This window comes from Paenibacillus sp. R-74696 (genome assembly GCF_055814915.1).
The window spans coordinates 681,336-703,740 of sequence record NZ_JBPULM010000045.1 but is presented as its reverse complement, the minus strand read 5'-3'; the positions used below and the strand labels follow the sequence as shown (position 1 = coordinate 703,740).

The following is a 22,405-nucleotide window of genomic DNA, read 5'->3' as shown; positions in this document are numbered from 1 at the left end:
ATGTCAAAAGCAGATCTGCGATTGCCCCTATGAAGGGGCTTTTTTTATGATAAGAGTAAAGGGCTGCAACTCGTTCACCAGCCCATGTGCTCACATAGATTTACGAAACTCGTTCGGAGACATGCCAGAGGCGTTGCGGAACAGCTTAATAAAGTAACTGGTATGCTCGTAGCCGAGCTGCTCCGCGATTTCTACCACGGTCATGTCGGACTGATTCAATAGCTCCTTGGCTTTCTCCATCTTCGTCCGCGTGACGAATTCGACGAAGGTTTCACCGGTTTCCTGCTTGAAAATACGACTGAAGTGCGATGGATTCAGATTTAACCGATGGGCCATCTCATCCATGGCGATTTTCTCTCCAATATGGGTTTGAATATAGCGCTGGGCTTCCGCGATTTCCCTCCGTACCGTATGGTCGCGCAGCATCTGAATATCGGTAGCCTTCTCTTCGAGAAAAATTTGCAGCCATTCCAAAAGATGCTTCAGCGTTTCAATAGAAGCAATTTGCTGCTGCTGCAGCTCACTGTTGAAGTTGATCACGAAGTTTTGCATCACCGTATACTTGAGCTCTAGCTCTAACGCCATTTTTAGTATCCAGCTTTTCACAGATTCAACTGGATATACGCGATCTTGAATGAATGCTCCCCATCGATTCACCGTAGTATGAATGAGCTCCCTTTCTCCCCCAAGCATACTATCCTTCAGCTCCTGAAAGGCCTTGGCATAATGCAGGAACAAATCTTCTTTCGTCGTTTGGAGCGGCTGCAGCTCCGCATAGACGAGCTCTCCTGCATAGAAACGGAACATCTTCACATTCATTAAATCTTGTAATTGCTTCTTCAATTGCAGGAAATCTCGAGCCACATCACCGCGATAGAATGATATCCCAATACTGAGATGTCGGTGCACTAATTGTTGAACACGCTTCAGCTCCGCCCGGATGTCCTCATGAAGATTGCGTTTCAACGTGGCCGGGAAAGGAAACAGAAGGAAGTATTGGCGTTCGTTCGGTACAAGCAAGATAACACCTTCGTATTGGACTAATTCCTGCAAGGCGTTGTCGATGACAAATTGCATATTCATGGCTCCGCCAAACCGGCTTTCAAGCTCGAATGAGCGCTCCGGTAGCACCGCAACAGGCAGATATGGCATGCCATCACGGAGGTGAATGCCCATTCTATCGGCTTCGTCATTCCACTCCGCTTCGTTCCATATCGGCTGCTCCAGCAGCTTGCGAATAAATCGGGTATGAATGACGGACAGATTTTGCTGCACGACGTTCTGCAGCTGGAGACGGTTGTTCTCGGCTTGTTTCTCTTCGGCTAACGTGCAAGCAAGCTGCTGCAGAACCGTAACGACATGCTCCATGCGAAGGCTTTCCTTTAAGATATAATCGTTGACGTTAAGCTTAACGGCTCTTTGGGCATATTGAAAATCCTCGTGACAGGATAAAATAATGGTTTTCAAACGAGGATTCGCTTCGCGCGCCTTCTCGATGAGATCAAGACCGTCCATCACGGGCATGCCAATATCCGTAATGAGAATGTCCGGTTGTTGGTTTTGACAGGCTTCCCATGCTTCACCTCCATTGGAGCAGAGCGCGGAAAGCTCAAAGCCAAGCTTGGTCCAAGGAATGATATTGCTTAAATAATCAAGCACGGGGTAATGATCGTCTGCAATAACGACTTTAAACATGGTGTTCACCTACCTCTACAAATTCGGCTGGCTCAGCAGCAGGGAATATTAATACGATTGTCGTTTGTTTGCCATACACGCTATCAATGTCCATCTCAAAGCGGTCACTGTAAAGGAGCTTCAATCGGCTGTACACATTAAATAATCCGATTCCTGAGGCGGCTGTACGCTCCTCCGCAATCATCTGCTCAATGACGTCCCGCTTCTGAACATTGAATCGATTCTTCAAATTCTGAAGCGTCTCGGGTGTCATGCCTAGACCATTGTCTTCGATTGTGATACGCAGCATATGGGCATCCGTTACTACCTTAATCGTAATGATACCACCGCTCTGCGTAAATCCATGCTTATAAGCATTTTCGATGATTGGCTGCAAGATAAACCTCGGTACGGTGATGGTTAGCGGGTCTGGCTGAATGTCCAGGTGGCACTCAGTCGGGAACCTCATCGTAAATTTCATTAAATCAATATACTGCATCGTCGTTTCAATCTCGGCATAAAGCGTTACGAATTCATTTTGCCTCATCAAGCTTGCCCGCAGCAGCGAGGCTAAAGAACCGACAACATGGGCGGTGTCTTCATCATGCTTCAATAATAATTTCAAACGTATGGAGCTTAGGACATTGAACAAAAAGTGCGGATGTACTTGCGCCTGCAGCATCGCCATTTCCGCTTGCCTCTTTAATTGTTGCTCGATCTCTACCTGCTGGAGCATCTGCTGAATCCGATCCAGCATCATGTCGAATGAGCGTCCCAAACGTCCAATCTCGTCACGCCCGCGAATATTGGAGCGATATTGCAAATCCCCGGCTTCCACCTTCTTGACCGCCTCGCCCAGCAATCGAACCGGTTTCGTGAATCTACCCAATAGATAGGTCAAAGCAAATAAGAAAAAAATGGCAAACAGTGATTGAAGCAATAAGGCGGACTGATAGAAGGTATTTAATTTACCGGTAAGCTGCTCGTAAGGCGCCAGACTTACGAGTCTCCAGTCCGCATAGCGAAGAGGAAGCGAGAGATGAATTTGATTCTCTCCTCGCAGGTGAATAAAGCTTGGTGAAGAGCTTGTCTCCTCGTTCATAATCGTGTCGAAGGGCTGACCAATGACGTCAGCGTTTCGATTGGATAAAATGATATTCTCGTCACTCAGCAGGTAAACATCCTCTTCTAGGCCAGCGAACAGATCCCGAATGGAGTCTTCCGTTCGACTGACAATCAGATAGGCGAAGGGGGCTTTGTCAATAGCCTCCGTCAATGCCCGAGCGGTTAAATAGACATATCCTTGATCATGATCTAGCGGCGGCAAGTAGTTCCGCAATCCACCCAAAAACAACGTTTCGTATGCCGTCAGTCGGGATGCCTTGTCAAACCAGTCTTGCTGAGCAAATTGCTGAGGCTCGAAATCGTAAAAGGAATAATCGGAATAAGCGCGGCCATCCCTTGTCAGCAAAGTTAGCCGTAAGTCCGGCTTCTCTCCCGCAATCTGCTCTAGCCGGGTCGTTAGTTGTCTAGCAGCAATCGGATGATCCTGGGCTTCCTCCAGTAAGGTTTTAATCTCGGGATCGAATTGGACGAAATTTGAGATGGACACAAGCTCCTCCATAATCGCATTGGCTTGAGATTGTACAATGGCAAGGGATTGCGTTGCTTTCTCAAGGGTGTGCTCTCGAATAATTAACTTGGAGTAGTAGCTGCTAATATACAGCATAGCTACCGTAGGCAATACCAGACAGGCAATCGATGTCAGAATCAGCTTTTGCCGCAAGGATAAATGTTTTAGCTTTAATATAACACGCATGATGTTGTGCCACCCCTCGTTGCCATTCTTCTTTATAAAGCAATACTACAGCATGCTGATGAACGATTCATTCAACATTTTTTGCAATGAGGGAAAAAATATCGCAAAACTTTTTTACTATAGAAAAAATCGTTGCATGTTTGTATGGAACGCGGCACCTATAATGAGGAAGACATAGAGGATAGTGAGGTGGCAAATTTGGAGCAGACAACGAGAAATGGTTTGGATCAGGAGGTGAAAACAGGCAAGGCTCTCCGAATCCGCAAGCAAGGATTTTACGACATGATTAATGGTTATCTATTTATTTTGCCCATGCTGTTGTTGACTATGACGCTGGTCGTTATCCCGATCATTTTGTCAGGGTTGATAAGTTTTACCGAGTGGAACTTCATTGCAGGGCTCGATGGGCTAAATTTTATCGGATTTGAGAATTATAATAATTTGCTGCATGATGAAGGATTCCATCGAGCACTTCGGAACAATGTCATCATGATCGCGGTTGTTCCCGTATCCATGCTTTTCGCGCTGGTGCTCGCGGCTTTGATTAACCAAGCAACCTACTTTAAAGATTTCTTCAAAGTCATCTACTTTATGCCTTTCATTTCAAGTTTCGTGGCCATCGCTTTATTATGGAGAGTTTTGTTCCATCCCAACAGCGGACCAATTAACGGATTTTTACGGGGGATAGGCATTGAGAATCCGCCACTTTGGCTGGCGGACCCGCAATTCGCACTGATTGCAGTCATGATTATTATGGTTTGGACTTCGCTTGGTTTTAATATGGTCATTTATTTGGCAGGCTTGCAGGGGATTCCAAAGGATATTTATGAGGCGGCCGATGTAGATGGTGCTTCTCCTCTGAGGCAGTTTTTCACTATTACCTTGCCCATGCTTTCTCCGACAACCTTCTTTTTGCTCATAACAGGGGTGGTTGGCTCGTTCAAGGTATTCGATCTCATTATGGTGTTGACTAGCGGCGGCCCTGCTGGCTCTACATCGGTTATCGTTTATTACCTTTACGAAGCGGCGTTTGTTAACCTGCAATCCGGCTATGCGTCTGCGATGGGGATCGTGCTGCTGCTGCTGATCTTATTCGTGACACTTATCCAATGGGTGGGTCAGAAGAAATGGGTAAATTACTAGGGGGAATACACATATGCAATCCGTCAGCGCGAGCCGTCTGATCGTCACGGCTCTAATGGGAATCGTCGGGATATTTTTTATCCTGCCATTCATTTGGATGTTATCGGCCTCGTTCAAGCCTGAATTGGAGGTTATGACATACCCCATACAATGGATTCCGAAAACATGGTACATGATAGAAAATTACACACAAGTCTGGTCAGGTGCTGTTCCCTTCACTCTTTATTACTTGAATAGCATTAAAGTGACACTGATGGCTACCGCATTGTCGCTAATCATCTCGGCTATGGCCGCTTATGGATTTTCCAAGGTGATCTTCAAAGGCCGGGAAGCTATGTTTATCTTAGTGCTGGCTACTTACATGATTCCTTCTCAGGCCATCCTGGTTCCGCAATTTATGATGTTTCGCTGGCTTGGTCTATTCGATAGCCATTTCGGTCTTGTATTGCTTGCAGCATCGGGAGTATTAGGCACGTTCTTGCTGCGCCAGTTCTTCATGAGCGTCCATAATGAGATTATCGAATCTGCGCGAATCGACGGCGCGAATCATTGGATTATTTTCTTTCGGATCGGGCTGCCGTTAGTCAAGCCGGCGCTTGCGACTTATATGATTCTGCGTTTCATTTGGACATGGAACGATTATCAGAATCCTCTTATTTTCCTACGCTCTGAAGCGTTGTTCACGCTTCAGCTGGGGATTCGGAAGTTTGCCGATTTTAATGGAGAGTTTTATTCGCTTATGATGGCGGGAGCTGTTTCTGCGATCTTGCCACTGTTGATCATCTTCATTGTAGGCCAGAAGCAAGTGATTGAAGGCGTGGCCTCGGGAAGTGTCAAAGGATAGAAAACTATTATTCAAGGGGGAATTTCGATGTTAAAGAAAAAATGGATTCAGGCGACTGTCGTTTCAGTTTTGGTTGCGCTTGCAACATCAGCATGCTCGGGGGCAGGTGGCAATAGTACGGCGGAGGAGACGGGAAGCAAGGGCTCTTCAGACGGGGCAGTCACAATTAAATTGCATACTTGGTATCCGAAGAAAGCTGATAATTGGGATATCGTAATCGAGGAGTTCGAGAAGAAACATCCTGAGATCAAGGTGGAGTTCAACTCCGCAGAAGACAACAACTCGAATGAATATTATAAAAAGCTGGATTTAGCCGCGGCTTCTGGCGACGATTTGGATGTTATTATGTTTAGTAATATGTCGTTTCTCAGCCAGCGCGCCGAGCTCGGTTTGTTAGAGCCAGTTGATACGTATATAGAGAAGGAAGGTTTCTCTCTGGCGGACGAGTACTCCTCGGACACACGAATCAAAGATGTAACCTATGGCTTGCCAGGCAAGCTTTCTACACCTATGGTTTTCATTAATGAGAGCCGACTCCAGGAAGCGGGACTGGAGCTTCCTAAGGAATGGACCTGGGACCAGTATATGGAGTATGCCAAGGCGATGACGACGACGGCAAACGGCAAAACACAATACGGCACCTATTTCCACAGCTGGATTCAATTCGGTTATTTCATTCAGAATATGGGGCAATCGACTACCGGAGCTAATCTCACGACGGACGATGGCTTGAAAGCAAACATCGATACTCCTGCAATCAGGAAGTCGCTGGAAGTTCGCCTGCAAGGGGAACGAGAAGGCTCGGCAACGCCTTACTCAGAAATTGTGAGCCAGAAGCTAAATTACCGTCCACAATACTTTAACCAGGATACGAGCATGATTACGATGGCATCCTTCTTGGTGCCGGAAGCAGGGGGAACGGAGCAAGTACCTGCAACGTTCAAAACCGTGTTCGCACCACTTCCGACGATGAACGCAGGGGATCCGCTCACAGGCAATGTCAGTGGCGACGTATTTGGCGTATACAGCAAGTCCAAGCATAAAGAAGCTGCTTACACCTTTATCCGCTGGTTCACAACGGAAGGAATCGTCCTGCAGGGCAAGAACTTCCCATCGTGGAAAAAAGCCGATCTGAACAAGGTTGTAGACAACATTATTGCGGGTACGAAAACACCTGAAAAAATCGATAAGGAATCCTTAATGTACGTTCTCGAAAACACGAAGCAGGCCACCCCAGCTGTCGCAGTTCCTTACCATGCAGAGTTAGAAAAGGTGTTCCTGGAGGAATTCGACAAAATGATGTTATCCGGCATCGACATTGATACGACGATTCGCAATACACAAGAAAAGGTTCAGAAAATTATTGATTCCAAGCAGTAAAAAGTTCTGTGCAGCGCGGATGGGTATTCGCGCTGCACAGCTATTATCCATTATGAGGAGTGATAAGGATGCTATACCCTATTAATACGTCTTCTCGCAGCGTTATCGATTTGTCCGGCATTTGGAATTTCAAGACAGATCCCGGAATCGGTTTACTGGAAGGATGGCAGATGCAGTCGCTAAGCGACACGATTGCGATGGCTGTTCCGTCTTCCTATAACGATATCGGCGTTAATGCCGAAATACGAAATCATGTAGGATGGGTTTGGTACGAACGGGAAATCATTATTCCGAAGACGCTGGCCTCGCAGCGAATCGTTCTTCGATTCAGCTCGGCCACCCATGAAGCGAAGGTGTATATCAATGGAACGCTGGCCGTAGAGCATACGGGCGGCTTTACACCGTTCGAAGTCGAACTGAACGGTCATCTGCTGCCGCATAAAAATAGGCTCACAGTTGCCGTCAATAATATTTTGGACGAATCGACGCTGCCCGTGGGACATTTCATGGAGCGAGATATTGAAGGAGTGGGCAAAATCGCTCGAAATAATCCCAATTTCGATTTCTTTAACTATGCGGGGCTGCATCGTCCTGTGAAGATCTATACGACGCCTCACAGCTATATACAAGATGTACAGATTACATCAAGCGTAAAGGCTGACGGCTCCGCGGAAGTGAGCTGCAAGATTGACAGCACCGGAGAATCCGACGTGCGTATCCATATCCTAGATGAAGTGGGAAGCATCGTTGCCCAAGGAGAAGGGGTGCAAGGAAGCTTCTTACTGCCGGATGCTAAGCTTTGGGAGCCTATGAATGCTTATTTGTACACGTTAAAGGTAGAGCTAGTTCAAGGAGGAGAAATCATCGATGAGTATGATCAACCCTTTGGCATCCGGACTGTGGAAGTGGCGAGCGGCAAATTCCTAATCAATGGCAAACCGTTCTACTTCAAGGGCTTCGGCAAACACGAGGATTCGCCGATTCATGGACGTGGCATTAACGAGGCGGCCAATGTCATGGATTTTCGATTAATGAAGTGGATGGGTGCCAATTCGTTCCGTACATCCCATTATCCATATTCGGAAGAAATCATGAGACTGGCTGACAGGGAAGGGTTTGTCGTTATCGACGAGGTGGCTGCCGTCGGTCTGCATTTGAACTTCATTCCAACGCTGACGGGTGGGAAGAGACGGGACACGTGGAAAGAGCTGAGAACCTATGAAGCGCATCGGGAAGCCATTCGCGAGCTGATTGCGAGAGACAAGAATCATGCATGCGTTGTGATGTGGTCCATCGCCAATGAGCCTGCGACTTCCGAGGAAGGGGCGCGCGAGTACTTCGAGCCGCTACTCCGATATGCGAAGGAATGCGACCCGCAAGGACGCCCTGTCACAGTGGTAACGCTTCAGGAAGGGAGCCCGGAGCATTGCAAGGTATCGGATCTGGTAGATGTTCTCTGCTTGAATCGGTATTACGGCTGGTACGTTGAAGGCGGGGAATGGGAGATTGCTAAATCGAGACTCCGCCAGGAGCTCCAAGGCTGGGGGAAGCGTTGCCCAGAGAAGCCAATCATCATGACGGAATATGGCGCGGATACGATCGCAGGCTTCCATGATGTTGATCCCGTCATGTTTACCGAGGAATTTCAGACTGAATTTTTACGAGCAAATCATGAGATGTTCGACGAGTGCAGCAATTTTGTCGGCGAGCATGTATGGAACTTTGCCGATTTCAACACCAGTCAAGGCATCTTCCGCGTTCAAGGCAATAAAAAAGGGGTATTTACGCGTGACCGCAAGCCAAAATTAGCGGCGCACGAGCTGAAGAAACGGTGGGAAGCCATTCCGGACTATTATTATAAGAGCTAGCCCGTTTTCCAGTCTTGATTTTTAATACTTTGATGATTCATCACACCATATATATGGTGAAGCCGCGTCTATCATTTTGTGGATGTCCGCTTTACTCTCGAAGATATGTTCGCCAAGCTTGCCTTGACATATGGCAGCTAGAAGAAAGGTAAGGGTCCATATCTTGTTTCTTCGTGAGTCTCCGCGCACCGATAGGGTCGATGCGCGGAGGCTCTTTGTCGTGGGGCGGCGAGGGAAGCGATTGTTGTGACATGTGTACAAGGAAATTGTATTCAACCCAAATCCAAGGGGGAAAATTGCACGTCTCTTTTTGGTAAGTATTGAAAAATAAAATTTACAAACGAAAAAATATGATATTTTCAGGAACACTATTAATTTAAAAACATTTAGTTATTTCGAAAAATGTTTAAGGTCGAATTAGAATTTGAGTAATGGAACTTATAATACCGATAGTTCCTGCTATTATCAGGATAATAGATGTTTTCTTTTGTGAGGTATCTGTAATTAATTTAAAGATACCTAATCCCACAAGAACAACAGCGATAAATAAATTAATGTATACAAGCCAGATGCTCATTTTATTACCTCCAAGCTTCAACGAACTTATGAACGTGCCCAAACATAGTAGACAGGAGGGTTATAATTATCTGCATGTACAGTGTTTCCGTTAAAAGAAAGTGAATAATTTGTTTCTCCTATCTCAACGGATATTCCTTGATCCTTGTTATTGACATCTTCAAAAAAGATATCATATTCTACATAATCAGTTTTGTTAGTTTCCAGGTTGCCCTTTTGATATTCAATATCTCCTTTAACAGATGGGTCTATTGGGGTGGCTGCAAAGCTAAAACTGTTAAGGAAGAGGGTAAGAAACAGAACCAAAGATAGCATTAAACTAATTCTTTTTTTCAAAATGATTAACCTTTCTTTAAATTGGTATTAATAGTTTCGATTTACTTATTGTAACTAAAAATATAAAAATGTAAATAAAAATGTAATTTTATAAGTTTTTATGAGAACTACATTCGGTTATGAGTAAGTGACGTGCAAAATGAATGAGAAAACTCGATAATATCCCCCCTCCTCACGGAGAGGAGGGGGGCATTCCCAAGACTAATTTTGAAATTAATTTTCATTCCAATAATCTATTTTGAAAAGAAAGGTTAGTTGAATAAATCGACGGATGTCTAGGGCTTTATTGTCTTTACCTGCCACGGTGTAATCCGTAATGCGATTTTTCTTTATCGTATTTTAAACACTCTATTCCATAACAGATTCTGGATAAAGTGTGGTATATTAGCTATGAATCTGCTAAACAAGCTGTTGACCATAGAGAGAATTTATGTGGAGATCGAAGCTTTATACCGGAAATCCAAGAGGATGGTGTATATCGGTGGTAAAGAGTACGAGGGATCAGCAGCGATTGAACACGGTCATAACATTTGCAGACCATGTGCTTAAGGAGGGAAGGGGCCGCAGTGGATGGGAGGCTAGCCCGTTGTTCGCAGACGGAATTGACGTCAGGACGAAGGAGCCTGTCACATGGCGGTTTCCCGGAGGGCGCGAGGCGGTCATGTCCAATTTGGCGAGCCAGCAAAACCTTTTTCGCACCTTTGTTGGGCTGTCGAGGCTTACAGGCGATGAGCAGTATGAAAATGCTGCTAAATTAGCGATCAAATTTCACTTTGACCATCTTCAAAGCCAGTGCGGCCTGCTGCAATGGGGCGGGCACCGGCTGATTGATTTGAAAACGCTGCAGGTTGCCGGAGCAGAGGAAAAAAACGGAATGGTGCATGAGCTGAAAAACCATTTTCCGTATTATGAACTCATGTACGAGGTTGACCCTGCAGCTACCATTCACTACATTAGAGCGTTATGGAATGCACATGTTTTCAATTGGAGCACCCTCGAAATTAGCAGGCACGGCAGCTTTGGCTTGAAAAGCAGCAGGCTGTGGGCACACGAATTCCGTGATGCGGAGCCTTTTTCAGAGGTTAGTGGGCTGTCTTTTCTGAACGCGGGAAATGATCTAATCTATGCGGCAGGGATGCTGTACAAGCTGGCGGGCGAGAAGGGAGCCCTGCTCTGGCTGAAGAGGCTTGCCCGCCAATATAACAAGGCGAGAAATATGGATACAGGCTTAGGTGCCTACCAATTTAATCAAGCGAGAAAAGTGTATCATACGAATGACGACAGCAATACGCATTCCCGCTTCGGGGACAGGGCTGGGCGGCAATTCGGTCCCGAGTTTGGAGGCGCAGCTCTAGAAGGCAAAATGCTGTTGGAAGCGCAGGCCTCTACCGTCTATTATGAAAATACATTGATGCAGCTTCAGCTTGTGAGCACGATTGGGGAAGTCGTAAAGGAGCTGGCACAATGGTCAAGGCAAGGGCTCGGCGCTTTTTTGAAATACGGCTACCTTTCTGAAAAGAATGCGTTTAAGCCGATGCTCACCGACGGTACGGATTTATCGGGATACGTCCTTAAACGGGACGGCTATTATGGAGATAAAGGCGCCATCATCGGCCAGTTTCCCGCTACTAGCAAATTTTTGCTTTCTTATGTAAGGACATTTATACAGACGGGCGACGAAAGCCTATGGGAAGCGGCAAGAAGCATCGCCAAAGGGAATGGACTCGGCGATATAGGCCGCGAGCCTGGCGTGGATGCTGATCTGGATATCAAGGCGCCATGCGACGATGCAAGAGCGCTTTATGCGATGCTTGATGTTTATTCGAAATTCGGACATTCGCAATACTTGGAGATGGCTAGAAGAATAGGCGATAATATCGTCAGCAGAAAATTTCATTTCGGCTATTTCCTGCCGGCAAGCAACTGCAAGTATGCGAATTTTGATACAGCTGAGCCGCTTGCCCTTCTTGCACTGCATGCTGCAATTGAGGCAAAGCAGCACTGTGTTCCAGCATTTATCGACGGGAAGGGATTTTTTCATGCCAATATGCAAGCCGTGGATGGCACCATCAAGACATGGAAGTCCCCCCAGCTGTACAAGGAAACGATCTGAGCTTATTCCTCGACCAATTCTATAATGCCTACATTATTTTTGAACAAAAATACGACCTTCTTATTGCCGATAGCCGGAGCCTCCAAAGCCTCGGCTATGACTATGTAGCCCAGCTTCTTCAATTGATCGGTCTTCTCCGAGAGATTCGCCGTTTCATAACAGAAATGATAAGGTGTGCTGCCAACTTTTTTTAACAGATTTTTAACCGGGGAACTGTCATTAAGCGGACAAACCAGCTCCACTAAATAGGTACCGCTTTTAATAAATTGGATGACTATATTCCGTTGTTCATCCTGACATTTTTCACCATCCACTTCGTATCCAAGGGCAATAAACTCCTGTAATGCCTTATCTATATCCTCTACGACGTACCCTACATGATGGACCTTCATATGATTCCACTCCTACTTCCGTTTATTTTCCATATTCATCCTATTCATCAATATACAAAGGCTTATGGGTCTCATAGCCCACTTCACAAATATAATATAATCCTCTAGTGTCAAATAAACAAGATAATTGACATCATCGACAAGAAAAGGGAATTCATTGACAACGATTCGACGATAGTCTACGATAAAATTGACTTTGTTGTAAAAAATTATAAACTCCCAGATGTAGCGGCTAAAAGCTAGAGAAGGCTGTAAAAATGCTATCCTATTCTAAGCAAGGGGAGAAGTTTCGTGAATATGACCAGTCGTGATTTAAATCTCGTATTTTCGGCAACGTTTACAGCAGAACCAGTTAGAAGGTCTCTAGTATTTTGGTTGGAGAAGCTAGGAATAAACGCTGCCATTCAATATGAGAATCAGGTGTTCAAACAGCTGCTCGATCCTTACAGCGCTATGCGCCAAAACAACGGGATCAACGTCATACTCATTCGTTTTGATGATTGGTTCAGGGTTGAGGATGGTTTGGAAACGGAGATTAGGAAGGATGCTTTATTACAATCCAAAGTCGACCGAAATATCGTTGATCTGCTGAATGCCGTGAAAACATCCGTCGAAACCACATCAGCCATTCATATCGTGTGTATTTGCCCTCCTTCGCCACTAATGGAATGGAGCACCGAAACGGCTTGCGATTATAGGGAAATAGAGAACCGATTATATCAAGGACTTCAGGGATTGAATGGGATTGTGCCAGTTGCTTCCTCAGAAATTCTGGAACTATACCCCGTAGCAGATTACTATGATTTCCATTCGGATAAAATGGGCCATATTCCGTACAAACAGATCTTTTTTGATGCGCTCGGTACGGTCATTGCCAGAAAAATCTATTCGGCCACAAGCTTGCCTTATAAAGTAATTGTGCTGGATTGCGACCAGACGCTGTGGAAGGGCATTTGCGGCGAGGACGGAGTGGATGGGATTGAAGTGGACCCATACCGAAAGCAGCTGCAGGCGTTTATGCTGGAGCAGCAGCGCTTAGGGATGCTTTTATGTCTTTGCAGCAAAAACAATGAAAGCGATATCATAGAGGCGCTGAATCGTCCCGATATGCTCATCAAGCCCGAACATATCGCGGCTTCCAGAATCAACTGGGAGCGCAAATCAGATAATTTGGAAGCATTGGCTAGAGAGCTGAATCTGGGCCTCGACAGCTTCATCTTTATTGACGACAACCCTGTCGAATGTATGGAGGTTAAAGCGCGCTGTCCTCAAGTTCTAACGTTATGCTTGCCTGAAAATGACGAGGACATCCCGCTTTACTTAAGCAACATTTGGGCATTTGACCGTATAAACACGACTGCTACAGATGAGAGCCGTACGGAATTGGTTAAGCAAAATACGGAGCGGAATAAGTTCCAGCAGGAAATGCTGTCTTACGAAGCTTTTATTAGCGGGCTGGAGCTAAGCGTCAGCATTTCTCCGCTAGGTGATGCAGAGCTGGCAAGAGCCGCTCAATTGACTCAAAGGGTGAATCAATTTAACTTTACTACGATTAGGCACTCTGAAGCGGAGCTTAAAAGGATAGGCAGCGAAGAGAATGTGAGCTGCTTTACCGTAGCTGCCAGTGATAGGTTTGGAGATTATGGAATAGTAGGTTTGGTTGTATGCCGCGAGCAGGGTTCGAAGCTCATCGTGGACAGCTTCCTTCTTAGCTGCAGAGCTTTAGGCAAAGGAATAGAGTATACCATGCTTGCGAAACTTGGCGAATTGGCGGCGGACAAAGGTCTGGGCCAAGTGGACGTTGTTTTTGTTCCAACCTCCAAGAACCAGCCTGCCGCGCAGTTTTTAGACTTAATAGGAGCACAGAACGTAGCAGCCTCGGCTGAAAATAAAGTGTATGCGTTCACGGCTGCGTTTGCGATAGCAATAGACTTTACGGCCTACCTGGAACAAGCCGGCCACATACGTGAGGAGGTTCATGCAGCCGCACAGCAGACGGCAAGCGGTGCTGATCCGGTCATTTTAGATGTGCTGGACGATATTGGAAGGTATTTGAATACGTCGAGAAGCATACACGCCAAAGTGGAGGCGGCCTCGCAAGGCAAGACTGGCGAGCGGGCGGAGTATGTAGCTCCAAGGAATGAATTCGAGAAAAGAATATTGAACATTTGGGAAGATGTTTTAGTCATTGAGCAAATCGGAGTAATGGATAATTTGTTTGAGGTGGGCGGCGAATCCATCAAAGCGATTCAGATTTTGTCCAGAATTCGAGAGGAATTTGAAGTGGATTTGCCAATGACGGTACTGTTCGAAGGGTCACTTACAATTGCAGGGCTTGCCGAGGCTGTCGAAACCAGCTTGCTCAGCAGCTTTGATGAAGACTCGATTGCGGAACAATTAGCGGCCTTGGAAAACCTGACGGAAGAAGAAATCGAGCAGCTGCTTCGGGAAGAGAGCGAGTGAGGCAGGGTATGAAGCTGTTACTAGCTCAAAATGCATCCTATTATCCTGCACTGGGTGGAGCCAATAAATCTAACCGAACGCTTATGGAAGCATTAAGCCGCTTAGGGCACGAGTGCCGTGTCGTTTCTACAGCCTTGGTCAATAGTGCCTCAGAACAAGACCCGCGGGGTGCTGGTGAGATTGAGGTCATATCCTCAAGTCCCGAAGTGTCCGTCTTCCATCTTAAAGGTGTTGCTGTTCATGCTGTGAAGGTTCGAGCAGCCATGGACAGCGCAAGGCTGAAAAATTATTTGATCAGGCAAATAAAGGACTTTGCTCCCGACAGAATTCTAATTTCTACGGAGGATGTGGGGCATGTACTGCTGGAGGCGGCTGTAAACCATGCAGCTTCCAGAGTCGTCTACCTTGCCAGAACAACCCTCTATCTGCCCTTTGGGCCGGATTGTTTTATAGAGGCGCCTGATAAGACGGAGCTGCTGCGCAAAGCGGCAGCCATTGTCGTCGTTGGCGATTTTCTCAAGGACTATATGTGGCAGTGGGCCAAGCTCAAAGCAGAGGTGCTGCCCATTTCTTTATTTGGCGACGGTCCTTTTCCGGACTATGGAAATTTCGATAACGGCTATGTGGCCATGGTGAATCCATGCGCTTATAAGGGGATATCGATTTTTCTAGAGCTGGCGCGCTCCTTTCCTGAGCTTTCATTTGCCGCCATTCCGACATGGGGTACAACCTCCGATGATATGAAAGCGCTGAGGGAGCTCAAAAACGTTCGTATTTTTGATCCAGTGGACGATATGAACAAGCTTTTCTGCCAAACCCGTGTTATGCTCGTTCCTTCCTTGTGGGCTGAGGCCAAATCAAGGACGATCGTTGAGGCTATGCTGCGAGGCATCCCTGTTCTGGCAAGTGACGTTGGGGGAAATCCAGAAGCCAAGCTGGGAGTAGAGTATGTGCTTCCGGTAAATCCGATTAAGGGCTACAAACAGGCCGTTGATGAACGCAGCTTGCCCGTATCGGACATACCAGAGCAGCCAATGCAGCCGTGGCAGGAGGCACTCGGACGTTTACTGAGTGAAAGGGAGCATTATGAGGATGTATCAAGGCGTTCAAGGGAAGCGGCACTGGATTATGTAGAAAATAGGGGAGGAAGCAGGCGGGTTGAAGCATATTTGCTGGATTTGCAGGCTGCAGCGGAAAATATGCCGCAAGATGTCCTAGTCCCTGCTGCTAAAGAGAGTACCGTTGCCCAAATGACCGATAAGCTTACTCCTGCGCAGAAGGCGCTGCTTGCCTTAAGGTTAAATAAAAAAAATCAAAGCCGGGGTAATGGCCAATGAGTAAAGAATTGGATAACAACGCGGTTGCAGAAAAATGGAGCGGCCTTTCGGACAAACAGAAGGCATTGCTGGCTCTGAGGATGAAAAAACAAGGGGCAGAGCAGCCGGCGCAAAGCTTGAAGATCACCCGGCTGGAAAGAACCGGCGAAGACCGCTTTATGGCCTCCTATTCGCAGAAGCGCTTCTGGTTTCTTGATCAATGGCATACGAATAAGGCTGCCTATAATACCCATCTTGTTTCCAAGCTGGTGGGCAGGGTGGACTTGAATGCGCTTAAGCAAACCTTCGATGCGATTGTGAACAGGCATGAGATATTGCAGATGGTTTATCGTAATCGCGAGCATGAGGTTGAGTGCTGCCGTCATTCCAATCCGGTTGTTACGATAGGAGAGAAATCGGTAAAGGCGTTCACCAGAAAGAAGCTGGAAGAGAAAATCGAGGACTTTGTTCACGAAGAGGTACACAATCCGTTTGATTTGGCTAACGATCTGCCAATAAGGGTGACGCTGCTATCTGTTTCAAAAAAAGAGCATTACCTCATTATCGTCGTCCACCACATCGTGTCGGATATGTGGTCCTTGCGTGTGATGAACAAGGAAATTGAATTTTTTTACAATGCCTTTGCCAGAGGCCAGCAGCCGGAGCTTCCGGAGCTTCCCGTGCAGTATATGGATTATGCGGTATGGCAAAGGAATCTATTAGAGGGAAAAGTTACAGAGAGACAGACCCAGTACTGGAAGGAACAATTGGCGGGAGCTCCTCCGTGTCTGCCATTGATGACGGATTTTCCCCGTCCAGATGTACAAACCTATAATGGGAAGGTTCATAAATTTATTATTCCAGAAGGCATGGCAGGCAAAATTCAGACGCTTGCAAGTGAAGAAGCGATAACCCCATTTGTTTTTTCATTAACGGCTTTTGCTATTTTACTTAACCGTTATACCCAAGCGGATGATATCGTCATAGGTTCTCCGGTTGCGGGGCGTACCCATAAAGAGGTTGAAGACCTGATGGGCTTGTTCATCAATACGCTGGCGATCAGAGTTCGTTTGGAAGGCAATCCCCGGATCAGGGAGCTGCTGCAAACGGTCAAAAAAACCGTTATGGGCGCCGTGGCAAACCAGGAGCTTCCTTTTGAGAAGCTTGTGGAGGAATTGCAGATTGAGCGTGATTTGAGCTATTCTCCCGTTTTTCAGGCGATGTTTAATTTTCAAAGCATAGAGAAAACAGCCCTGCAGCTTGCCGAGCTGGAAGTCAGTCCTTTTTTGCGCAGCAACAATACGACAAAGTTTGATTTGAATCTGGCTGTCAAGTACATTGAAGGCGAAATGACCTGCTTCTTGACCTACAACACCGATCTATTCCTTCCCGAAACGATTCAGCGCATGGCAGGCCATTACATGGAGATCATTTCCTCTATGGCCGAAAGCTTTAGCTTAAAGGCTCATGAAATTGAGACGCTTACCCCACTAGAAAAACAAACACTGCTCTCAGAATGGAGCTTTTCCGAATACAAAAATCATCCTGATGTTCCGTATGTTCACAAGCTTTTCGAGGAGCAGGTGCAGAAAAGTCCAGCTGCTATTGCTGCTGCTTGCCAAGGCAGGTCTTACACATACGAGGAGCTTAATCAAAGAGCCAATAAGCTTGCGCACTATTTATCCGCTAAAGGAGTTGGCCCTGAAAAACGTGTAGCCCTATTTGCCGAGCGTTCGCTTGAAACGGTAGTGGGTATTCTTGGTATTTTGAAAGCAGGCGGAGCCTACGTTCCAATAGATCCTCTGTTTCCTGTCGAACGTATCAAGTACATACTGGAGGATGCCTCCATTGCTATTGTAGTTGCCGAAGCGCATTTAGCGGTTTCCTTAGGCGATACTGCAACGGCGGAATGGGTGTATCTCGACGCTGACTGGCCTGCCATCGCAGAGCAGAGCAGTGACAATATGGCGGTGCCGCTGCAGCCTTCCAATCTGATTTACATCATTTATACATCAGGCTCTACAGGCAAGCCGAAGGGAGTTGCGGTAGAGCATGGGAATTTTCTGAATTACTATTTCGGCGTAATGCAGAGGCTGGATGTCGAGCCAGGCCTTAAATACGCGATTGCTTCCACCTTTGCCGCTGACCTCGCCACTATTAATGTGTGGGCAGCATTAAACACGGGCGGACAGCTTCATATTTTGACCTATGACCAATCCGTCGACTCTCAGCAATATGCCAAATATTTCAGGGAGCACGGAATCGATGTCATTAAAATGGTTCCAAGCCATTTCAAGGCGCTGCGGGAACGGGCGAACCTGCGCGATATTATTCCGAATAAACGGCTTATCCTTGCTGGCGAGCCCTCCTATTGGGACATGATTGATGACATCAGGGCGGCTAAGCCTGAGACGGAGATCCAAATTCATTATGGACCGACCGAAACGACGGTGTCCATGCTGACGTATACCGTAACCGAAAAAAGGCCCGCTCAGCATACGTCGGTGCTGCCGCTGGGGCGTCCGCTGCCTAATGTTTCTATCTATGTGCTGGATGATAAAATGCAGCTGGCGCCTATAGGAGTTCCCGGGGAGCTATTCATTGGCGGGCCGGGGGTTGCCAGAGAGTATTTAGGCAGACCGGAATTAAGCGCAGAAAAGTTTATTCCAAATCCGTTCGACGAGGAAAATGGCGGACGGCTTTATCGAACCGGAGATATTGTGCGTTATTTGGAAAACGGCATTATTGAGTTTTTGAGCAGAGTCGACGAACAGGTGAAAATCCGGGGTTTTCGAATCGAGCTAGGTGAAATCCAATCATCGCTGCTCGAATACCCCGGCATCAAGGATGCTTTTGTGACCGTTCATGAAGATGCTGGCGGCGAAAAGAAGATCGCTGCCTACTATGTGCCAGGCGGCTCCCAGCCGGTTAACCTATCCGCACTGCGGAACAGTCTGAAGGAGAAGCTTCCGGGCTACATGGTTCCTGCGGTATTTATGGAGCTGGATAAAATGCCCTTGAACGCAAATGGCAAGGTGGAACGCAGCGCTCTGCCTGCTCCGAATGCCGTAGAAGCAGCCTCTGAAAGCGACTATGAAGCGCCGCGGGACGAATTGGAAGCGAGGATGGCTGCTGTCTGGTCCGAGGTTTTGAACATCGAGAGAATAGGGATTAACGATGATTTTTTCAGTCTGGGAGGAGACTCCTTCAAGGCGGTCCAAGTCGTGCGGGGAATTGATCATGCGCTGAGCATTATCGACCTTTTCAAATATCCGACGATTGGGGAGCTGTCTGCTATCGTTTCGCAGGGCAGTACGGACAGCGGGGACGTCCTTCACCGACTTTCGAGGGGTGGGAATGCCGCTGAGGAGATTGCCATCGTGTGTGTTCCCTTTGCTGGCGGGAGCGCGATTTCCTATCAGCCGCTGGCCGATGCGCTGGCGGATCATTATGCCCTTTATGCGGTTCAAGTTCCCGGACATGATTTCAGCAATAAGGATGAAGTCCTTGAGCCTTTGGAAGAAGTAGCAAGGCGCTGTGTACAGGAAATAAAGGACAAGGTTGCTGCTCCATCCATCGTTGTCTATGGGCATTGTCTTGGAGGCGCTCTGGCTATTGAAATAGCGAGGCTCCTGGAGCAAGAGAATATGAACCTGTCTGGCGTCGTTATGGGAGGAAATTTTCCTGTGTCCCAGCTGCCTGGCAAGCTGTTCAAGCTTTGGAATAAGCTATTGCCACGGGACCGCCGCATTTCGAATCGTGCCTATATGGATATGCTCCGCTCTTTGGGCGGCTTCAGCGAGACGCTGTCAGGAGAGGAGCGGGATTTTATTATCCGCAGCCTTAGGCATGACCGCCGTGAAAGCGAGCGTTATTACTCTGATCGGTATGCCGATGCCAAGCATGCAAAATTAAAGGCGCCACTGCTTTGCATAGTCGGCGAACGGGACAGAACGACCGAGTTTTACGAGGAGCAGTATAAGGATTGGGAGTTTTTCAGCAGCCATGTGGATTTAGACCTGATCCCGAATGCGGGACATTATTTCTTCAAGCACCAGTCCCATGATGTAGCTGATTGTATTGAGAATGGTCTTGAAGCGTGGCAGCAGCAGGCGAACGAGGAGAAACAGGGGAACCAGGAAAGTCAGAAGCAAAATAACCGGGAGACGGCAGCATCGCCGGAAGTGCTCCCGAATTTGCGAACGCTTTTCATCTTCGTTTTTGGGCAGTTTATTTCCATGATGGGCTCCAGCTTAACGGGTTTTGCGATGGGCCTATGGGTTTACAGCCATTCAGGCGCCATTATGGATTTTGCCGCAACGCTGGTGTTCCACCGCCTGCCGGGTATCTTAATGCTTCCTTTTGCAGGTGTTCTGGCGGACAAAAAGGATCGCAGGCATATTCTAATCTGGAGTAATGTATGTTCTGCGCTTGTAACGATTATGATCGCCTTGTTCTTCTACAGTAACGCGCTAGAGACGTGGCATATATATGTCGCGGTGGCGGCCTTATCCATTGCAAATGCCTTTCAGCGTCCGGCCTATTTGGCGGCAGTTGCCCAAATTGCGCCCAAGCGCTATCTCGGACAAGCCAATGGAATTGTGCAGCTGGCTACCTCTTCGAGCGAAGTGCTTGCGCCGCTGCTGGGGGGCGTTCTGGTGATGACACTTGAGCTGCCGGGCATTCTTCTCATCGACTTCTTATCCTTCGTTTTTGCTATATCGACTTTGCTCTTTATAAGGTTTCCAAATTCCCTATTCCGCAAAATTGAAGAGCCATTTTGGACTCAAATGGCCGGAGGCTGGAATTTCATAAGGAAGCGCAAAAGCTTCGTAGCCTTGATTTTGTTTTTTATGATTTCCAATTTGATGCTGGGGATGGCCAACGTCCTCATCACTCCGCTCGTTCTAACCTTTGGATCTACCGTTGTACTCGGAATGGTTACCTCAGCTATTGGCATAGGGGGACTCGCAGGCGGGGTGGCTATGGGGCTGTGGGGCGGTACCCGCAGAAGAGCGGAGGGCATGATTGGTTTTAGCTTGCTTATCGGTCTTTCCTACATCGTAATGGGGCTTACGCCAATAACTTGGCTGGTCATGGCGGGAGTATTTGTTTACGGCGTCTCGCTGTCGATGACAAACGCCCACTGGCAGACATTGATCCAATCCAAGGTGCGGGCCGAACTGCTGGCAAGGGTATTTTCGATCAATCAGCTATTCGCTTTGCCTACCATTCCGCTGGGCTACTATATTGGCGGACTGCTGTCGGACAAAATATTCAAACCGCTGTTTGTCGATCATCCAGAGCTTGTTAAGAGCCTGGGCTGGATTGTAGGCACGGGGCCAACACGGGGAATAGGCCTGCTGTTTATTTTAATCGGCTTATTTATGGCGGCCTGGAGCTTCCTTGGGCTAAGGTACAATCCACTCCGCTATATGGATGACATTTTACCTGATGCCATTCCGGGGCCGCTGTTTATAAGGGATAAGGATCGCATTCAGCAGGAGGAAGACCGGGAACTGGAGCGGATAAACAAGCAGCTGGCGAGTAAGAACGTTTTTAGCAGGGGGAAAAGCTATGATATTTAATGTAATGACCGTATTGAACAGTGATTATTTTGACTTTGGAAAGCTGTTTGTCAATTCCTTTTATGACAATGTTGATTTAAGCCGTATCCATAAGCTTTACGTTTATGATACCGGACTTTCCGAGGACGATAAAAAATATTTGTCCGTTTTTCCGCAGATGGAGATCGTATCAACCGAGCTGAATACGAAGCATGTGCTGCTTCACGATGAGGACTGGCGCAAAAATGTATACTCCAAAACCGCTTTTTTGCTGCAGGTCATTGAAAAGGATTCACTGCCTACCGTCATGATCGATTCAGATTGCCTGTTCCTTTCTGATTTTACCCGCTTGATACCGGAAAATGCTGATTTTGTCGCCTGCCGCCGTGAAGAGCAGGAAGCCTTTTGTGAATATATCGCGTCCTTCTTTGTGATTAATTCCATCGAGAAAGCCCCTTCTTTTATACGGGAATGGCGAGAGGAAATGTATTATGGGACGGAAAATCATAAGGAAAGCCCGGCATTATCACGCTTAATCAATAAGGGCGGCTATCAGGTCTATGCGATCAAGGAGGATCTGGTGTCCTACACGGGTACTGAATTGACGGCGGATATAACCATCGCACACATGAAGTCGACCAGAGGATTGCGAACGGTAGAGCAGCGAGTTAACCAGCCGCATTTGAAAGCGTATAAGGAAAAGTATTTGACGGATATTCCTATTGCTGCGGTTGGGAAAGCACTTTCAGCGATGTTTCTGGAAACCGCCTCGGAGGCTGCACTGGAGCAAAGCTCCGGTAAAGATCGTCCCTCTGCTTTGGACAACCTTTCGCCAGAGAAAAGGGCACTGCTTCTAAAAAGGCTGAAAAAGGGCTGATTGCCCCTATGTATGACATACGTTGCCTTCACAAAAA

The 22,405-nt window shown here is 47.2% G+C and carries 14 protein-coding genes; 9 read left to right on the top strand and 5 right to left on the bottom strand.

The genetic code is table 11. The features are described 5' to 3' along the window. Positions 1-90 precede the first annotated feature (90 nt). Together ACSR9A_RS23340 and ACSR9A_RS23335 are read right to left on the bottom strand one after the other, a co-directional pair. On the bottom strand, positions 91-1,695 hold the full coding sequence (locus ACSR9A_RS23340) for a response regulator transcription factor (RefSeq protein ID WP_473759804.1): 1,605 nt from the start codon (positions 1,693-1,695) through the stop codon (positions 91-93). Next, on the bottom strand, positions 1,688-3,493 hold the full coding sequence (locus ACSR9A_RS23335) for a sensor histidine kinase (RefSeq protein ID WP_473759802.1): 1,806 nt from the start codon (positions 3,491-3,493) through the stop codon (positions 1,688-1,690). Before ACSR9A_RS23335 ends, ACSR9A_RS23340 begins: the two co-directional genes overlap by 8 nt. A 189-nt stretch (positions 3,494-3,682) precedes the next feature. On the opposite strand from ACSR9A_RS23335, the gene ACSR9A_RS23330 reads away from it, so the two are divergent. From ACSR9A_RS23330 to uidA, 4 genes are all read left to right on the top strand, one after another. Next, the gene (locus tag ACSR9A_RS23330; protein WP_473759801.1) at positions 3,683-4,636 is read left to right on the top strand and encodes a carbohydrate ABC transporter permease; all 954 of its coding nucleotides are present in this window, start codon (positions 3,683-3,685) and stop codon (positions 4,634-4,636) included. A gap of 13 nt (positions 4,637-4,649) precedes the next feature. Further along, positions 4,650-5,480: a carbohydrate ABC transporter permease gene (locus ACSR9A_RS23325; protein ID WP_046229276.1), complete on the top strand. Its 831-nt coding sequence runs from the start codon at positions 4,650-4,652 to the stop codon at positions 5,478-5,480. 27 nt (positions 5,481-5,507) lie between these two features. Continuing rightward, positions 5,508-6,860, top strand: coding sequence for an ABC transporter substrate-binding protein (locus ACSR9A_RS23320; RefSeq protein ID WP_473759800.1), 1,353 nt, complete (start codon positions 5,508-5,510; stop codon positions 6,858-6,860). 68 nt (positions 6,861-6,928) lie between these two features. Then, complete coding sequence (uidA, locus tag ACSR9A_RS23315; RefSeq protein WP_473759799.1) at positions 6,929-8,728, top strand: beta-glucuronidase; 1,800 nt, start codon at positions 6,929-6,931, stop codon at positions 8,726-8,728. Between the two features lie 406 nt (positions 8,729-9,134). On the opposite strand, the gene ACSR9A_RS23310 is transcribed toward uidA, so the two are convergent. Together ACSR9A_RS23310 and ACSR9A_RS23305 are read right to left on the bottom strand one after the other, a co-directional pair. After that, positions 9,135-9,305 carry a hypothetical protein gene (locus ACSR9A_RS23310; RefSeq protein WP_473759798.1) on the bottom strand — a complete coding sequence of 57 codons (171 nt, stop codon included), beginning with the start codon at positions 9,303-9,305 and terminating at the stop codon, positions 9,135-9,137. A 26-nt stretch (positions 9,306-9,331) separates the two neighbouring features. Beyond that, positions 9,332-9,640 (bottom strand): hypothetical protein, encoded by a 309-nt coding sequence (locus ACSR9A_RS23305; RefSeq protein ID WP_473759797.1) that lies wholly within the window; start codon positions 9,638-9,640, stop codon positions 9,332-9,334. 481 nt (positions 9,641-10,121) lie between these two features. On the opposite strand from ACSR9A_RS23305, the gene ACSR9A_RS23300 reads away from it, so the two are divergent. Continuing rightward, positions 10,122-11,753, top strand: a complete 1,632-nt coding sequence (locus ACSR9A_RS23300; RefSeq protein ID WP_473759795.1) for a hypothetical protein — start codon at positions 10,122-10,124, stop codon at positions 11,751-11,753. Between the two features lie 2 nt (positions 11,754-11,755). On the opposite strand, the gene ACSR9A_RS23295 is transcribed toward ACSR9A_RS23300, so the two are convergent. Then, complete coding sequence (locus ACSR9A_RS23295; protein WP_473759793.1) at positions 11,756-12,145, bottom strand: VOC family protein; 390 nt, start codon at positions 12,143-12,145, stop codon at positions 11,756-11,758. A gap of 297 nt (positions 12,146-12,442) precedes the next feature. Between ACSR9A_RS23295 and ACSR9A_RS23290 the strand changes: the two genes are divergently transcribed. Genes ACSR9A_RS23290 through ACSR9A_RS23275 form a run of 4 tightly spaced genes read left to right on the top strand, consistent with a single transcriptional unit; the run spans position 12,443 to position 22,368 of the window. After that, on the top strand, positions 12,443-14,608 hold the full coding sequence (locus ACSR9A_RS23290; RefSeq protein WP_473760237.1) for an HAD-IIIC family phosphatase: 2,166 nt from the start codon (positions 12,443-12,445) through the stop codon (positions 14,606-14,608). 8 nt (positions 14,609-14,616) lie between these two features. Next, positions 14,617-15,945 carry a glycosyltransferase family 4 protein gene (locus ACSR9A_RS23285; protein WP_473759791.1) on the top strand — a complete coding sequence of 443 codons (1,329 nt, stop codon included), beginning with the start codon at positions 14,617-14,619 and terminating at the stop codon, positions 15,943-15,945. Continuing rightward, entirely contained in the window at positions 15,942-21,512 is a 5,571-nt protein-coding gene (locus ACSR9A_RS23280) for a non-ribosomal peptide synthetase/MFS transporter (protein ID WP_473759789.1), read from the top strand. The genes ACSR9A_RS23285 and ACSR9A_RS23280 overlap by 4 nt, the downstream gene beginning before the upstream one ends. Continuing rightward, positions 21,502-22,368, top strand: coding sequence for a hypothetical protein (locus tag ACSR9A_RS23275; protein ID WP_341282111.1), 867 nt, complete (start codon positions 21,502-21,504; stop codon positions 22,366-22,368). The genes ACSR9A_RS23280 and ACSR9A_RS23275 overlap by 11 nt, the downstream gene beginning before the upstream one ends. Positions 22,369-22,405: the final 37 nt, after the last annotated feature.

Coding starts and splice junctions, on each gene's coding strand:
- ACSR9A_RS23320 (WP_473759800.1), top strand. CDS start 5,508: ATGTTAAAGAAAAAATGGATTCAGGCGACTGTCGTTTCAGTTTTGGTT.
- ACSR9A_RS23335 (WP_473759802.1), bottom strand. CDS start 3,493: ATGCGTGTTATATTAAAGCTAAAACATTTATCCTTGCGGCAAAAGCTG.
- ACSR9A_RS23295 (WP_473759793.1), bottom strand. CDS start 12,145: ATGAAGGTCCATCATGTAGGGTACGTCGTAGAGGATATAGATAAGGCA.
- ACSR9A_RS23310 (WP_473759798.1), bottom strand. CDS start 9,305: ATGAGCATCTGGCTTGTATACATTAATTTATTTATCGCTGTTGTTCTT.
- ACSR9A_RS23340 (WP_473759804.1), bottom strand. CDS start 1,695: ATGTTTAAAGTCGTTATTGCAGACGATCATTACCCCGTGCTTGATTAT.
- ACSR9A_RS23285 (WP_473759791.1), top strand. CDS start 14,617: ATGAAGCTGTTACTAGCTCAAAATGCATCCTATTATCCTGCACTGGGT.
- ACSR9A_RS23325 (WP_046229276.1), top strand. CDS start 4,650: ATGCAATCCGTCAGCGCGAGCCGTCTGATCGTCACGGCTCTAATGGGA.
- uidA (WP_473759799.1), top strand. CDS start 6,929: ATGCTATACCCTATTAATACGTCTTCTCGCAGCGTTATCGATTTGTCC.
- ACSR9A_RS23275 (WP_341282111.1), top strand. CDS start 21,502: ATGATATTTAATGTAATGACCGTATTGAACAGTGATTATTTTGACTTT.
- ACSR9A_RS23290 (WP_473760237.1), top strand. CDS start 12,443: ATGACCAGTCGTGATTTAAATCTCGTATTTTCGGCAACGTTTACAGCA.
- ACSR9A_RS23280 (WP_473759789.1), top strand. CDS start 15,942: ATGAGTAAAGAATTGGATAACAACGCGGTTGCAGAAAAATGGAGCGGC.